At 33.0% G+C, this 14,273-nt stretch carries 14 protein-coding genes; 8 read left to right on the top strand and 6 right to left on the bottom strand.

The genetic code is table 11. The annotated features are described in order from the left end of the window. The first annotated feature begins 100 nt into the window (after positions 1–100). Together ACYSNV_RS09395 and ACYSNV_RS09390 are read left to right on the top strand one after the other, a co-directional pair. Complete coding sequence (locus ACYSNV_RS09395) at positions 101–2,923, top strand: FAD-binding and (Fe-S)-binding domain-containing protein (RefSeq protein ID WP_461762318.1); 2,823 nt, start codon at positions 101–103, stop codon at positions 2,921–2,923. 73 nt (positions 2,924–2,996) lie between these two features. Continuing rightward, the gene (locus tag ACYSNV_RS09390; RefSeq protein ID WP_461762317.1) at positions 2,997–3,557 is read left to right on the top strand and encodes an AraC family transcriptional regulator; all 561 of its coding nucleotides are present in this window, start codon (positions 2,997–2,999) and stop codon (positions 3,555–3,557) included. 85 nt (positions 3,558–3,642) lie between these two features. Here ACYSNV_RS09390 and ACYSNV_RS09385 read toward each other — a convergent pair whose 3' ends face one another. From ACYSNV_RS09385 to mnmC2, 3 genes are all read right to left on the bottom strand, one after another. Further along, on the bottom strand, positions 3,643–4,056 hold the full coding sequence (locus tag ACYSNV_RS09385; protein WP_461762316.1) for a DUF4377 domain-containing protein: 414 nt from the start codon (positions 4,054–4,056) through the stop codon (positions 3,643–3,645). A gap of 260 nt (positions 4,057–4,316) precedes the next feature. Continuing rightward, positions 4,317–4,517, bottom strand: coding sequence for a hypothetical protein (locus tag ACYSNV_RS09380; protein WP_461762315.1), 201 nt, complete (start codon positions 4,515–4,517; stop codon positions 4,317–4,319). Between the two features lie 149 nt (positions 4,518–4,666). Then, positions 4,667–5,332: a tRNA (5-methylaminomethyl-2-thiouridine)(34)-methyltransferase MnmC2 gene (gene mnmC2, locus ACYSNV_RS09375; protein WP_461762314.1), complete on the bottom strand. Its 666-nt coding sequence runs from the start codon at positions 5,330–5,332 to the stop codon at positions 4,667–4,669. A 651-nt stretch (positions 5,333–5,983) separates the two neighbouring features. Here mnmC2 and ACYSNV_RS09370 point away from each other — a divergent pair. Together ACYSNV_RS09370 and ACYSNV_RS09365 are read left to right on the top strand one after the other, a co-directional pair. Continuing rightward, the gene (locus ACYSNV_RS09370) at positions 5,984–7,057 is read left to right on the top strand and encodes a branched-chain amino acid aminotransferase (protein ID WP_461762313.1); all 1,074 of its coding nucleotides are present in this window, start codon (positions 5,984–5,986) and stop codon (positions 7,055–7,057) included. A 314-nt stretch (positions 7,058–7,371) separates the two neighbouring features. Next, positions 7,372–8,391 (top strand): hypothetical protein, encoded by a 1,020-nt coding sequence (locus ACYSNV_RS09365; protein ID WP_461762312.1) that lies wholly within the window; start codon positions 7,372–7,374, stop codon positions 8,389–8,391. A gap of 52 nt (positions 8,392–8,443) precedes the next feature. Here the strand turns inward: ACYSNV_RS09365 and kdsB are convergent, their stop codons facing one another. Further along, the gene (gene kdsB, locus ACYSNV_RS09360; RefSeq protein WP_461762311.1) at positions 8,444–9,193 is read right to left on the bottom strand and encodes a 3-deoxy-manno-octulosonate cytidylyltransferase; all 750 of its coding nucleotides are present in this window, start codon (positions 9,191–9,193) and stop codon (positions 8,444–8,446) included. Positions 9,194–9,379: 186 nt separating this feature from the next. Between kdsB and ACYSNV_RS09355 the strand changes: the two genes are divergently transcribed. Together ACYSNV_RS09355 and ACYSNV_RS09350 are read left to right on the top strand one after the other, a co-directional pair. Beyond that, entirely contained in the window at positions 9,380–9,946 is a 567-nt protein-coding gene (locus tag ACYSNV_RS09355; RefSeq protein ID WP_461762310.1) for a Crp/Fnr family transcriptional regulator, read from the top strand. Between the two features lie 84 nt (positions 9,947–10,030). Next, positions 10,031–10,402 carry a DUF4260 domain-containing protein gene (locus ACYSNV_RS09350; protein WP_461762309.1) on the top strand — a complete coding sequence of 124 codons (372 nt, stop codon included), beginning with the start codon at positions 10,031–10,033 and terminating at the stop codon, positions 10,400–10,402. Positions 10,403–10,451: 49 nt separating this feature from the next. On the opposite strand, the gene ACYSNV_RS09345 is transcribed toward ACYSNV_RS09350, so the two are convergent. Continuing rightward, positions 10,452–11,885 carry an ATP-dependent DNA helicase gene (locus ACYSNV_RS09345; RefSeq protein WP_461762308.1) on the bottom strand — a complete coding sequence of 478 codons (1,434 nt, stop codon included), beginning with the start codon at positions 11,883–11,885 and terminating at the stop codon, positions 10,452–10,454. 126 nt (positions 11,886–12,011) lie between these two features. On the opposite strand from ACYSNV_RS09345, the gene ACYSNV_RS09340 reads away from it, so the two are divergent. Both ACYSNV_RS09340 and ACYSNV_RS09335 read left to right on the top strand, forming a co-directional pair. Next, positions 12,012–12,803 carry a DUF3822 family protein gene (locus tag ACYSNV_RS09340; RefSeq protein WP_461762307.1) on the top strand — a complete coding sequence of 264 codons (792 nt, stop codon included), beginning with the start codon at positions 12,012–12,014 and terminating at the stop codon, positions 12,801–12,803. Continuing rightward, positions 12,800–13,375 carry an RsmD family RNA methyltransferase gene (locus tag ACYSNV_RS09335; protein ID WP_461762306.1) on the top strand — a complete coding sequence of 192 codons (576 nt, stop codon included), beginning with the start codon at positions 12,800–12,802 and terminating at the stop codon, positions 13,373–13,375. Before ACYSNV_RS09340 ends, ACYSNV_RS09335 begins: the two co-directional genes overlap by 4 nt. A gap of 114 nt (positions 13,376–13,489) precedes the next feature. Here the strand turns inward: ACYSNV_RS09335 and ACYSNV_RS09330 are convergent. Further along, positions 13,490–14,273, bottom strand: a 784-nt coding sequence (locus ACYSNV_RS09330) for an IS3 family transposase (protein ID WP_461762305.1), incomplete at its 5' end; no start/stop codon positions are given.

Genomic DNA, 14,273 nt, shown 5'->3' with positions numbered 1-14,273 from the left:
TCAAGACACTAAAAAATAATTTTAAGTTACAGAAAATTAGCCTCTAAATCCTTGGCATTTACTAAAATACTTCCTTAAATTGTAAAGTAAAATTGACCATATGAATACCTTATTGTATCAAGAGTATATCCAAGAGCTTAGTTTAACCTTACCAAAGGCTAATATTATAAGTGACCCTTTGCAGTGTTTGGCTTATAGCGCCGATGCTAGCTTTTATCGCCTTATTCCAAAAGTAGTAGTTTTTATAGAGAATGAGGCCCAAATCATTAGCGCCTTGTATATAGCTAACTCAAAAAATCTGCCGGTGAGTTTCAGGGCTGCTGGCACGAGTTTATCTGGTCAAGCCCAAAGCGACTCGATTTTACTAATCGCTACAAAGGGCTGGAATAATTTCACTGTTTTTGACCAAGGTTATAAGGCAAAATTTCAACCCGGTATAACCGGGGCAAAGGCCAATGCTATATTGCGAAAATACGACAGAAAAATCGGCCCTGATCCTGGGTCTATAAACGCCGCGATGATTGGTGGAATTGCAGCCAATAATGCCAGTGGTATGTGCTGTGGTACCTCTGAGAACTCTTATAACACACTTGCTGATATTCGCATTATACTATGCGATGGAACCATCTTGGATACGGGCGATGATTTAAGTAAACAAAGTTTTTTACAATCTCATGCTCACTTTATCAAGCAAATTAATAGCCTTGCCAGCCAAGTTAAATCCAATACCGTATTGCATCAGCGCATTGCAAGGAAATACAAAATAAAAAACACAACAGGGTATAGTTTAAATGCATTGATAGACTTTACCGATCCCTTTGATATTATTAAACACCTGATAATTGGTTCGGAAGGTACCCTAGCGTTTATCAGTGATATTACTTATCACACGGTTGAAAACTTTAAATATAAATCATGTAGCCTTGTTTTATTCCAAGATATACACCAGGCCTGTTTAGCGGTTCCCTTACTAAAACAATCCCCGGTATCGGCTGTTGAGCTAATGGACAGAAATAGTATTAGATCTATAGAAAATGAACCCTTGGCTCCTAGTTACTTTAAAACCCTAGGTGAGTCAACATGTGTTTTATTAATAGAGGCACGGGGAACAACCCCGGAGGATTTAGAAAACAAAGAAAATCTAATAAAACAATCCATCAAAGATATACCCACTTTAAGACCTTTTCAATTTACAAGTGATCCGGATATTTATGCTTTTAACTGGAAGGCAAGAAACGGACTTTTACCAAGTGTTGGAGCACTTCGAAAAACAGGTACCACATGTATTATTGAAGATGTTGGCTTTGATGTAAAAGATTTAGCCGCGGCAACCACTGCTTTAAAAAAACTCTTTGCAAAGCTAGAATATAAAGATGCAGTACTCTTTGGCCATGCCTTGGAGGGAAATTTACATCTTGTTTTTTCCCAGGATTTTCAATCCGACAAACAAATTGCCAGATACGCAAAACTCATGGACGGAATTGTAGATATTGTTGTTAATCAATTCGATGGATCCTTAAAGGCAGAACATGGAACGGGTAGAAATATGGCTCCTTTTGTAGAAAAAGAATGGGGTAAACAGGCCTATGAAACCATGCAAGAAATCAAATTTATATTTGATCCAAAAAACCTTTTAAATCCAGGAGTTATTTTAAATAGCAATGCTCATGTTCATCTAGAGAATTTAAAACCAACCCAACCAACCCACCCCATTATTGATAAGTGCATTGAATGTGGGTTTTGTGAATCGCAATGTGTTTCTCATAATTTTACACTTTCTCCTAGAGGTAGAATTGTGGTTAGTAGAGAAATTCAGCGTTTAAAAACAAATAAACAAGATCCCAAAGTATTGCAAGAACTTTTAAAAAAAAGCAACTACTTTGTGGACCAAACCTGCGCCACCGATGGTCTGTGTTCTTTGGCTTGTCCCGTTGGTATTGACACAGGGATGTTTGTTAAAACCCTGAGGGCTAGAAAAATTAAAAAAGGTAAAAACAAGGCCACTGAAAACAAACCCTTCCCATTGGCCACTTTAATACAAGTGGCTAGAATAAGCCTTGGTGCTTTATCCACCATTAATAGAGTTATGGGCGATAAGCTTATGTATAAAAGTGCCCTTAGATTAAGGAAGATATCCAACAACAAACTACCCTTATGGAACCCCTATATGCCAGGACCAACGAAAAAGGATTTCCAGAGCACTTATAAAGACTTTAAAAGTGAAAATAAAATTGTTTACTTTCCAAGTTGTATCAATCGAGCGATGGGAAAATCCAAGTTTGAACCACCTCAGGACAAAGATTTAATACAAACAACTATTTCCTTGTTAAACAAGGCTGGTTATCAAATAATCTTACCCGAGAATTTAAGCTCTCTGTGTTGTTCTATGCCTTTCTCTAGTAAAGGTTATAAAAAAAGGGCTAAAGAATTTACCCAAACCCTGCAAGAGAGTCTAAAGAAATATTCCAATAACGGGCAATATCCTGTTTTATTTGATATGAGTCCTTGCTACTCTCATTTTTGCGAACAAGAATCGATAGGGAATTTAAAAATTTACGATCCGGTGAGCTGCATTGTTGAGTTAGTTTTACCTAATTTACCAATTAAGAAAAAAGTAAAAAGCGTTGATATTTTTGCGGTTTGTTCTTTAAAAAAAGACTCCTTAACCACCAAGTTATATGATTTGGCAAAGGCCTGTAGTGAAAAAGTAAACCTATTGGAATCAAACTGTTGTGGCTTTAGCGGTGATAAAGGCTTTTTTATCCCCGAATTAAACAAACATGGCACCAAGGATTTAAAATCTCAAATAACTCCTAATACAAACGGGTGTTATTCAACGAGTCGCACCTGTGAAATCGGATTGAGTTTTCACACCCAACAAAATTTCAAGTCCATCTTTTATTTAATTCAACAAGTAACTTAGTTATTAAAAAGTCTCTAAAATTATTTTTATATTATTTTACTACCTTTGATAACAATAATAGCCACATTAAAATATGACAATACATATCAAAAATATGGTTTGCGATCGATGTAAAAAAGCAGTTTCTCAAATATTTGAGCAAATGGGCATAAAACCTATAGAAATACAACTTGGCCAAGTTACAGTCCAAAAAGATTTAACTACCCAGGAATTGCAAGAATTACAAATCCATTTACAAAAAACAGGGTTTTCTTTAATACAAAACTCCAAAGAACAATTAGCAACACAGATAAAGTCATTGCTTATTGATTTAGTTAACAAAGAAAATGCTTTTTTAAATGAAAATCTATCGCATTACCTTAACAAGCATTTAAATCAAGATTACGCGTATTTAAGTGGGGTATTCTCTAGTGTAGAACAACATACAATAGAGCAGTTTTTTATTCACTTAAAGATTGAAAGAGTAAAGGAATTATTATTATTTCAAGAATTAAATTTAAAGGAAATAGCCTATTTACTAAACTATTCAAGTTTAGCTCATTTAAGCAAACAATTCAAAAAAGTAACTGGTCTTACCCCTACTGAATTTAAAAATATTCAAAAAAATCAACGCATACCAATTGATAAAATCTAGCAGACACTTTAATTAATCATTAAAATAGCCCAATTGCTATTGTAAAGAATTGGGCTATTTTGATTATATACAGTAAAATAGTTATTTACTTTTTAATCTTAGAAATCTCACTCACTAATATAAAGCGAATACTAGAGGCATCAGCCGGGGGGTTGGCAATATTCTCCGAACGAACCTCCAATTGATATTCATATCCAGGCTCATAATCAAAGCCTTCTATGGAACTATACATTAATTCCCATGGCTCATCTAAACTCTGTCTTACCTGCATACACTTCATGGGACTAACCCCAACACAATCGACTAATTCACTAGCTACAAACAAAGTAAATATATCTTCAAGTTCTTGCGCCTGAGGCTGATCTTCTTGTTGATTAACCAAAACCTCTTCAGCGGTTAATACCAAGGCAGACTCTTGCTTTTCTTTATTAGAGTTACAGCTAATTAAAACCAGCATACTAACTATAAAAACCAATGAAGCAGGATAACTTTTATACATATAGATTTTTTAAAATGTTTTACTTAGACTAAAAACTCTCAGTAGAATAACCACTAAGGTTTAGATTTCAAATATACAGCTATTTTTTTTTAAAATTATTTTTAAAAACATCTTAGTATACTTAATTGTAATACTTTTTTCTCTATATGATAAACAAAATAGCTTGGGTATATATCAAGAGTTTAGCGATTGTTTATAGTGTAAAAAAGGTAAAAAGAAGATTATATAAAAATATGAAACACCCTTTTGTAATTTACTTTTTATTTAGGAAGTAGCGCTAAAGTGGGTTTTAATTCTGGTTTGTTTTTAACAAAAGAGTTAACCCAAGAGCATAAATTCTGTAAATCATAAGGCAAAAGTTGATTGATTGCTTTTTGGAGCTCTTTATAAAATAATGGCGGATTAAAACTAACCTTTTGTAATACTGTTTTTGTTAAGTGGAACATTTCTGAGGTTCTCATGACTTATTTTTTATTTATGATATTCTCAAATGTATGAAATTTTAACAACTATATCAAGTAATTACTCTTTTAACTTATTTGGTAGAAAAAACATTAACTTTAAAAAAAAAATGAGTTTTTTTTTTACAAACCTCCCTTTATAACAGCAACTATTTAAAAGCAACAATCATTTCCCTTTTTCCCGGAGGCCCTGCAAACTTTTTAACAAGGAAGCCCACTTGCATCATATTTCTTTTTATTACCCCTCGGCAAGCATAAGTGGTTAAGATTCCTCCTGGCTTTAAAGAGTCGTACATCTTTTTAAAAATTTCAACACTCCATAATTCTGGTTGGTATGGATAACCAAACACATCAAAGTAAATCAAATCATAAACTTGATCTTCTAAAACCTGTTGTTCAAAGGTATTGTGCATTTTTAAAAGCTTAAAATGACTATCTATAGTTATTAACTCGGACCATTTTGAATCATGCATCTTATCAAAAATCAAATGATCGGATTCTTTGTCACTTAGTTCTTTATAATTCAAGGCTTCCAATTCCTGTTTATTCAAAGGAAAGGCCTCTATGGCATGATAGGTAATGTTTTGTTTTTTTTGCTTGGAATCCAAATAGGTTAAAAAGGCATTTAAACCAGTTCCAAATCCCATTTCCAATAAAGTTATATCTGTTTTATCTAATAGATGATCCAGTCCGTTTTGTATATAAACATGATTGGCCTCTTGGACCGCACCGTATACCGAGTGGTAAGACTCCCCCCATCCCTGAATTTCAATACTACTGGAGCCATCTTGGGTGATAATCACTTTTCTTTCCATATATATTTTCGCCTAGTATTTTGGCTAGTAAATAAATTAATTTTTCCCTGAAATAAAGTAAATCCCAAAAATACAAATTAACCCTGTTATAATAAAAAAGTAATCCTTTTTTTAAAAGCAATCTTTTGGATTATGGTTATTTATTAATTTTATTTTCTAGCCTTTAAATAAAGTAGCTGCATGGGATTTAATCTTTGAGAAAAACAAACAGTAAAAATGATAATAGCCTGCATGGTGTTTTTACAAAATTTGGTATTTTATATTATTTATAAAATTACTTTTTTTCTGTTTTCATTTTTATTTTTTTTACTCTGTTAGATTTTTTTTTCGCATTATAAATACATTAACACCTTTATGGCTAGATTTTTAGTTTTTGAGCGGGCTTTACTAAGAAAAAATAATTAATTTTAGCCTTTAAATAAAACCTTTGTTACCCTAGGGGTATTTAGGGTCTTATTAATTGTGTATCACAGAAATGGCAATGTAATAAAAAGGTGTATATAACTACAAATAAACAACAAAACACACGGGTAATTAAACAAAGTATAACCCCTTGTCTTGTTTAAGTGCTTTTTTTGATAAATTTGCAATATTCTGATTAAAGCAATACATTGCATTACTAAAATTTGAAAATTAAAAACATTATATAAAATGAGTAAAGAAACTGCCGCAGATTTCTCTATCCAAAGAGCTGAAACATCAAAAATAGCTAGCGTTGATTTCGCTAATGTTAGTTTCGGAAATACCTTCACAGACCATATGCTTGTTTGTCATTATAAAGATGGTAAATGGGGACAGGTGGAAATCAAACCTTATGGACCAATGTCTTTTGAGCCTTCTATTAACGTTTTCCATTACGGACAAGCTATCTTTGAAGGAATGAAAGCCTATAAAGATCAACAAGATAAAGTTTGGTTATTCCGTCCAAGAGAAAACTGGAAACGCTTCAATAAATCAGCAGAGCGTTTAGCTATGCCACAGATTGACGAGACTAGATTTGTCGATGGATTAAAAGCCTTATTGCAATTAGATCAACAATGGGTTCAAAAAGGAGAAGGAAATGCTTTGTATATTCGCCCTTTTATGGTTGGTACACACCCTGGGGTTGTAGCGGGACCATCCTCTGAGTTTATGTTTTGTATCATATTATCTCCTGTTCGCACGTATTACTCAGGTAAGGTAAAGGTTCAAATCGCAGAACATTACTCAAGAGCAGCAAACGGAGGAGTTGGTTCTACTAAATGTGCTGGAAATTATGCAGGTCAATTCTACCCTACTAAATTAGCACAAGAAGCTGGGTACCAACAGGTAATTTGGACGGATGATGCAACGCACACTAAATTAGAAGAAGCTGGAACAATGAATGTTTTCTTCCGTATAGGTGACACTATTTACACAGCACCTACTTCAGAGAGAATTTTAGATGGCGTTACTCGAAAAAGTTTAATAGATATTGCTAAAAGTCAAGGAATCAACGTAGAGGTTAGCTCTATTGTTGTTCAAGATTTACTAGACGCACATGCAAAAGGAGAATTAAAAGAAATTTTTGGAGCTGGAACTGCCGTTACCATTGGACAAATCGAAGGTTTTGCATTTCAAGATAAATATTATGCTTTACCAGAGATCGCAGACCAAGATTCTTATGCAGTAAAATTAAAAACAATTCTACAGGGAATCCAACAAAAACACATCGAAGATACTTTCGGTTGGACCGAAACAATTTAATTAAAGATTGTTTTTTACATAAACTAATAAACGGCAGAGCTTTTCTGCCGTTTTTTTTACCCCATATTAAAGGTTTTACTTACTTTTGCTAAAATTATAAAATATGTTTTCACCAGGTCAAATAAAGTTTGCGATTTTTTTCGTTGTAATCTTTACCATCATACTGATTATCGTATATAGAAAGGATTTAAAACTCCACCGAATTTACTATAAAAATAGACTTTGGATTTTACTTGCTTTTTTAGCCTTTATTGGTAGTTTATTTATTGTAAAAAATCTTTTAAAATCTTAAATTAATCACATTTGGTATTTGTATGAAAATTCTGCAGTATTTTTTACTATTAATTCTACTAAGCGCGGTATCTTTAGTTGTTTTTGTACTTACGCAAAACCCAAACTTTACAGTACAAAGGCAATTCGTATTACAGGCTCCAAAGAACATAGTATATCAGTACATTGCCGATCTTAACACATGGTCTAATTGGATTTCTACCAAAAAATTAGACCAAGGGAACTATATTTTAGATATCAACAAATTAGGCTCCTATGAGATTCAACCCGAATACCAATATCCTTATGATAGTCTAAGTCAAGATATTTTAAAGGACGATAAAATTTCAAATATAAAATGGGCATTTAAGTCCACAGCGGATTCTTTAGCCACTTTAGTGGATTTTGAATTCTCTAGCTCTTTAGATCTTAAAACAAAACTACTTACTTTTTTTAGTGGCTCCCCCACAAAAATTGCCACCCACGAACTGGAGAAAAACACCAATGCTTTAATGGTTTACTTTATTAAGCAATACCAAGAGCACCGCTGGGACTCCATAGGCATTGTTGAACAACCTGAATTAAGATATATTGGTTTGCCAACACAAGAGTCAACTTATTTTTCTTTGGATAAAGATTTAAACAAATCCATTTCCTCTTTAATGGAATTTACCTCATCCAATAGAATCCAAGTAGATAAAAGTCCTTTTTTAATTGTCAACAAGATTCAAAACGATAAAATTTCTTACACCGTTGGCCTTGTTATTCAAGATGAGATATTTTTAAATCCCGATGATATATTTTTCAGTGGTTTAATAAATAAAGGGCATTATTTACAAAATGATTTAAAGGGATATTACACGCATCTACCTACCAAGTTAGTTGATTACAAATCTTTAGTAAAAAAGGCCAATACCAACCTAGAGGCAAATAAAGATATCCTAATTTTTTTACAGGAGTCAGTTTTACAAAGCCCGCTTCCAGGATCTTGGAAAACCAGTATTAAAATTCCACTTGAGTCTGAAACTTTGTCAAATCAAACCCCTGTAGATTCTAATTCTTAGTTTAAAAACAAGACCCCAGTGCTTGTGCTTGTCTGGCTAGGATATATTTTTTTTATTCTAGAAGTTGCGGATTCTCTAAAACCATTCTCTGGGCTTTTTGTAAATCTTCCAAGGTATCAATACCTATTCCGATGTGTTTGGTCAGCGCCATTTTAATGCGCTTGCCATTTTCTAAATAACGTAATTGTTCTAGTTTTTCACTTGCCTCTAAAACCCCTACTGGCAAAGTTGTAAATTCCAATAAAGCAGATTTTCTAAAGGCATAAATTCCGATATGTTGATAATACACCACACCAACATTTTTCTCTCTTGGGTATGGAATTACGGCTCGTGAAAAATACAAAGCAGTTTGGTTATTATCCACCACTACTTTCACATTATTCGGGTTCTCAATATCTGACCACTGGTCTATAGGAGTCATCAAAGAGGCCAAATCGACTTTTTGTTGGGGATCGTTTTTAAAAATATCAATTAACTTAATTAGATTATCTTTATTAACAAAAGGTTCATCCCCTTGTACATTAATAATCACATCGGCTTGTATATCAGCTACAGCCTCTGCAATGCGATCACTTCCACTCTCATGTTGTTTTTTACTCATTACAGCCTTACCGTTATTGTTTTGAATTTCATTTAAAATAACTTCGGAATCCGTAACCACAAAAACATCATCAAAAAGTCCGGTTTTTACCGTTGCTTCATAGGTTGTTCTAATAATAGTTTTACCAGCTAAATCCTTCATTAATTTCCCTGGAAAACGAGTTGAGGCATAACGAGCCGGTATAACTGCAATAATCTTCATTTGTGTTTTAAATTAGATTATCAAAGATAGTAATCTCCTTGTGAATTTACCTAGTATTTAGCTATTAAATCAACGAGTTGATTTTATTGACCTTTTTGTAAACACCCTTTTAATGGGGGGTTATTTACAAAGACAATCCAGCCAATCAAATTGCGTATATTTACTTACTTTAAACAAATAGTTACAATGGAAATCCAAAAAATCTTATATCCATACTTTCCAAATGCATCTAAAGAACAACTGGAAGTAATAGCAAAATACTTTGAGTTACAAAAAATAAAAAAAAATGACTTTTTCTCCCAATCCAATAAGTATTGTAACACCCTTGGTATTGTGCAACAAGGTATTTTAAGAGTTTTCGCAGATTATCAATCCAGGCAGATTACCCAATGGCTATGTACGGCCAATAGCTTTGTAACTGACTTTAAAAGTTTTTTTTTCAACCAACCTTGCTTTTATAACATACAGGCATTTAATGAAGTTGTATTGTTGTGTATCACAAAGAAAAATTATCACTTATTAAAACAAGAGCTCCCGATTTGGCAGGAATTTGAATCTGAATTTATTACTAAGTGTTTTGCAACCATGGAAAATCGTGTTTTTTCTCATTTAGCCTTAAGTGCAAGTCAGCGATACCAAGCTTATTTTAAAGAATATAAATCCTTATTTAATCAAGTTCCCTTACATTATATAGCCTCTATCCTAGCTATGACACCAGAGACCTTGAGTCGAATCCGGGCAAACCAAGACTAGAAACAAAACCTTGATTTAAATCAAGATTTATACAAAAGGTATTGCTGATTTTTACAAAATTAATTTTAACCTTAATTTTTAAAAATGAAAAACATCTTAAAACTAGAGAGTCTTGGTTTATTTATTCTTTGTCTATACTTGTTTAAACAACAAGGTTTTGCTTGGTGGAGTTTTTGGTGCTGTTTATTATTACCAGATCTATCCATGTTAGGTTATCTATTTAATTCCAAGTTTGGCGGTTATTTGTATAATTTTTTTCACCACCAGCTTTTAGGTATTATCCTTTTACTTGTAGGTAGTATTTTTTTAATCAAACCACTTTTATTTTGGGGAATTATTTTTCTTGCCCACTCCAACATGGACCGCATCTTTGGCTATGGCTTAAAGTATACCAATAGTTTTAAAAACACCCATCTTGGACCAATTCATAACTCCAATAAAAAACAACAAAAATAATCAAGGTATAAAACCCAAGTTTATGTATTTAGTCTGGCTTTTTATACCTTTAACTGGTAAAAAACTCATCTTTAAAACCAATTAGATAAAGTTTGCTCTTAGCCCTTGTCATAGCTGTGTATAGCCAGCGGATATAATCCTGGTCAATTCCTTGGGCCAGGTAGGGCTGTTCGATAAAAACGGTCTCCCACTGTCCACCTTGACTCTTATGACAGGTAATAGCATAGGAAAACTTGACTTGTAGAGCGTTAAAATAAGGATTAGCTTTAACTTTTTGAAGCATTTTAAATTTACTAGTTTCATCCTGATAATCCATCATAACCTCCTGGTAAAGCTTGTTGTTTTGTTCAAAGGTTAAAGCCGGAGACTCACTAAAAAGGGTATCTAAACAAACAATGGTCTCAAAACTTGGCATACTTGGATAATCAATCATATGTACCTTTACCTGTGCAAAGCGAAAACCATAGAGCTCAACGGTCTTGTAAATCTGTAAGACCTCCATGATGTCTCCATTGGCAATAAAGTCCGTAATGGTGGAATCTTTTAACCAGAAATAATTATTTTTAACCACCATTAATAAATCCCCCGTGCTAAGTTCACTTTCTTTATCCAAGATACGAGCCCTAATTTGTTGATTATAGGCATTGGCTCTTTTGTTAGATCTAACAATAAAAGCAGTTTCCTGAGCTCCATAATTTGAGTAGGAATCAAAAATAGCATCCTGGATATCATAACCATCTTCTAGACGAACAATATCTTTAAACCCTTGTGTAACAAAACTAAATGAATCATAAAAATAGGTATTTAAAACCTCTCTTAATTGGGTGGCATTAAACAAGATTCCTGAATTCTCTTCTTGACGCATTACCTGATCCAACTCAATGGAGTGTACATCCATCTGATAATGTAAAGAAAGTAAATCACAATCCAAGGCTGGACTACTTTGCATATTAACCGGTGGTAACTGTGCTGAGTCTCCTATTAAAATAAGTTTGCAATTAACCCCAGAGTAAACATAGTATATCAAATCATCCAGCAAAGAGCCATGTGGATACATATTACTGTCCGATGCGCTTATATCTCCAATCATAGAAGCCTCATCCACGATAAATACCGTGTTTTTATGTCGATTAACCCGCATGGTGAACTGCATTTTACCCGAGGTACTCTTAGGTTTTGGATAGTAGATATTCTTATGAATGGTATAGGCTTGTTTACCGGCATAACTACTAATTACTTTAGCCGCCCTACCAGTGGGGGCTAATAATACCGAGGTAAATCTAGCGTATTGTAAATTGTTTACTAAATTGGAAATAAGCGTTGTTTTTCCAGTACCAGCGTACCCTTTTAAAACAAATAACTGATCGGATTTATCACCAGTGATAAACTCGGCTATTTTTTGTAGAAAAATATCTTGTTTTACGGTGAGTTCAAAAGGAAAACTTCGTTTTATTCCCATGTAAAATTCTGTAGCACTTATCATATGTTTCCTTTTTATTTTTCCTTGGGTAAAGATACCAAGCTTTTTAAGTACAAACTAATTTTGTAACTTTAATTGTTTAAATTTGCCGTTCAGCCAAAGAATTACAAAAATCCTTTTTACTTTAAAATGACAAGTAGCAATTATAAACTTTTAATGCAGGTTTCTTCCTCTAAATTTTCCTTTGTGACCAAAAATATTTTGACCCACGAGGTAACCTATTTTGGATCGGAGGCTATCACCAATCAAAAAAGCATTGAAGATCAACTACAAAGCATATTTGAAAAGTATTCCCAATTGAGCTGGGAGTTCAATGAGATTGTAATTTATCACGATAACCCATTAAACACTTTTGTGCCCCAAGAGTTATTTGACCAAGATAATCTTAGTGCATATTTACAATATAACACCAAAGTTTTTGCAAGTGATTTTTTTGATCACGATTACATCGAATCCTTAAACATTCACAATGTTTATTTGCCTTATACGAATTTAAACAATTTCTTTTTGGATAAATTCGGTAGTTTTACCTATAAAAACATCAATACCGAACTAGTTGATATTTTAGTTTGTAAAACACAAGATACAGAGCAAATTTGCGCATTTTCATTTTTAAATAAAGATCGTTTTGAATTAATAATAGCTCAAAAAGGTGGGTTACTTTTTTTTAATTCCTTTATTTATAGCAATGCCACAGACTTTATTTATTATATTTTATTTACCTTGGAGCAATTAGCAATAGATCCACAAAACGTTCAATTAAATTTAATGGGTAGAATAGACTATAACGATAGTATTTACAAGCTTTGTTATGAGTTTATTAAAAACACCAACATTATTAGTGATCACGCCTTTATAAGCGCAGATCTACCTTTACATCATCAAGTACCTAAACAACATTACATACTGTTCCATTCATGAGAATTATTTCCGGAAAACTTAAAGGACGTAGAATATTACCTCCACGAAATCTGCCTGTAAGACCAACTACAGATATGAGTAAAGAAGCCTTATTTAGCATCTTAAATCACCATTTTAATCTAAGTCAGTTAACCGTCTTAGACTTATTTGCAGGTACAGGTAACATTAGCTACGAATTTGCCTCAAGAGGAAGTCAAGACATAGTTAGTGTGGATGCAGATTTTGGTTGCGTTAATTTTATCAAAAAAACGGCAAAAGAATTTGATTTAAACATAGAGGCTTTTAAATCCGATGTTTTTAAATTTATTCAAAAACACAAACAAAGCTATGATATTGTCTTTGCTGACCCTCCTTATGACTTTACGCAGGACCAATTTGAGAAGATTGTCAAAGACATATTAAGTGTACCTTTGCTACAGTCCGATGGAATGCTTATAGTGGAGCACTCCAAATTCACAAAACTAGATCATTTAGAACATTTTAGTTTTTCAAAAAATTATGGAGGATCTGTTTTCAGTTTTTTTGAATTTGACCAAGAAGAAATAGAGGATTCACAAGAAATAGAGGATTAAATTACAACAAAAACCTTTACAATATACTCCTTCTAAGTTAAGTCTTAGTCTAGGAGATAAAACAAAAAAAAGCTTACCATAGGTGATGGACTGACCCCAAAAAGTTGGACGAAGTTATGCAATCTTTTTAATATAATGAGCTCGGTATTCTACCGGGCTCATTCCATTTAAATTAATTCGTATTCGCTCGTTATTATAATATTTAATGTACTGTTTTATTTCCTGTGTCAACTCCAGTATGGAGTTGTATTTCTTTAGATAAAATAGTTCTGATTTCAATACTCCAAAGAAATTTTCGATTATAGCATTATCTAGGCAGTTTCCTTTTCTAGACATACTTTGTTTAGTATTATTCTTCTTTAATTTATCTTGGTACCTCTGTAATCTATATTGCCATCCTTGATCCGAATGAAGTATAGTTTCCATGTTAGTAGCCTTGTCTTTTCTTCTTCTTTTGAAGGCTTTACTGAGCATATCTAGAGTTTGCTTATAGTTTGGAGAAGTGGATAAATTATAACTAATTATCTCTCCATTAAATAAGTCTATTATTGGAGATAGGTATAATTTACTGCCCTTAAAATTAAACTCTGTAACATCTGTAGCCCATTTTTGATGAGGCCTAGTTGCTTTAAAATCACGCTTTAGTATATTCTCTGCTGCTTTACCTACATCTCCTTTAAAGGACTTGTATTTCTTAACTCTAATTACGCTTTTATGGCCTAATTGTTTCATTAGTTTTGCGACTGTTTTAAAGTTTACAGCTGTCTTGAGTTCTTTTCTAAGAAGCAGAGTAACTCTTCTATATCCATATAACCCTCTGTTTTTCTTGAATATACGAGTTACATGTTTACCTAATTCAGCATGTTTATCCAGAAAATTTATACTCTTAGTGTGATAA

The sequence above is a fragment of the Myroides sp. LJL119 genome, assembly GCF_054871605.1.
The sequence above is the reverse complement of the archived record's forward strand: the minus strand, read 5'-3'. Positions and strand labels throughout refer to the sequence as shown.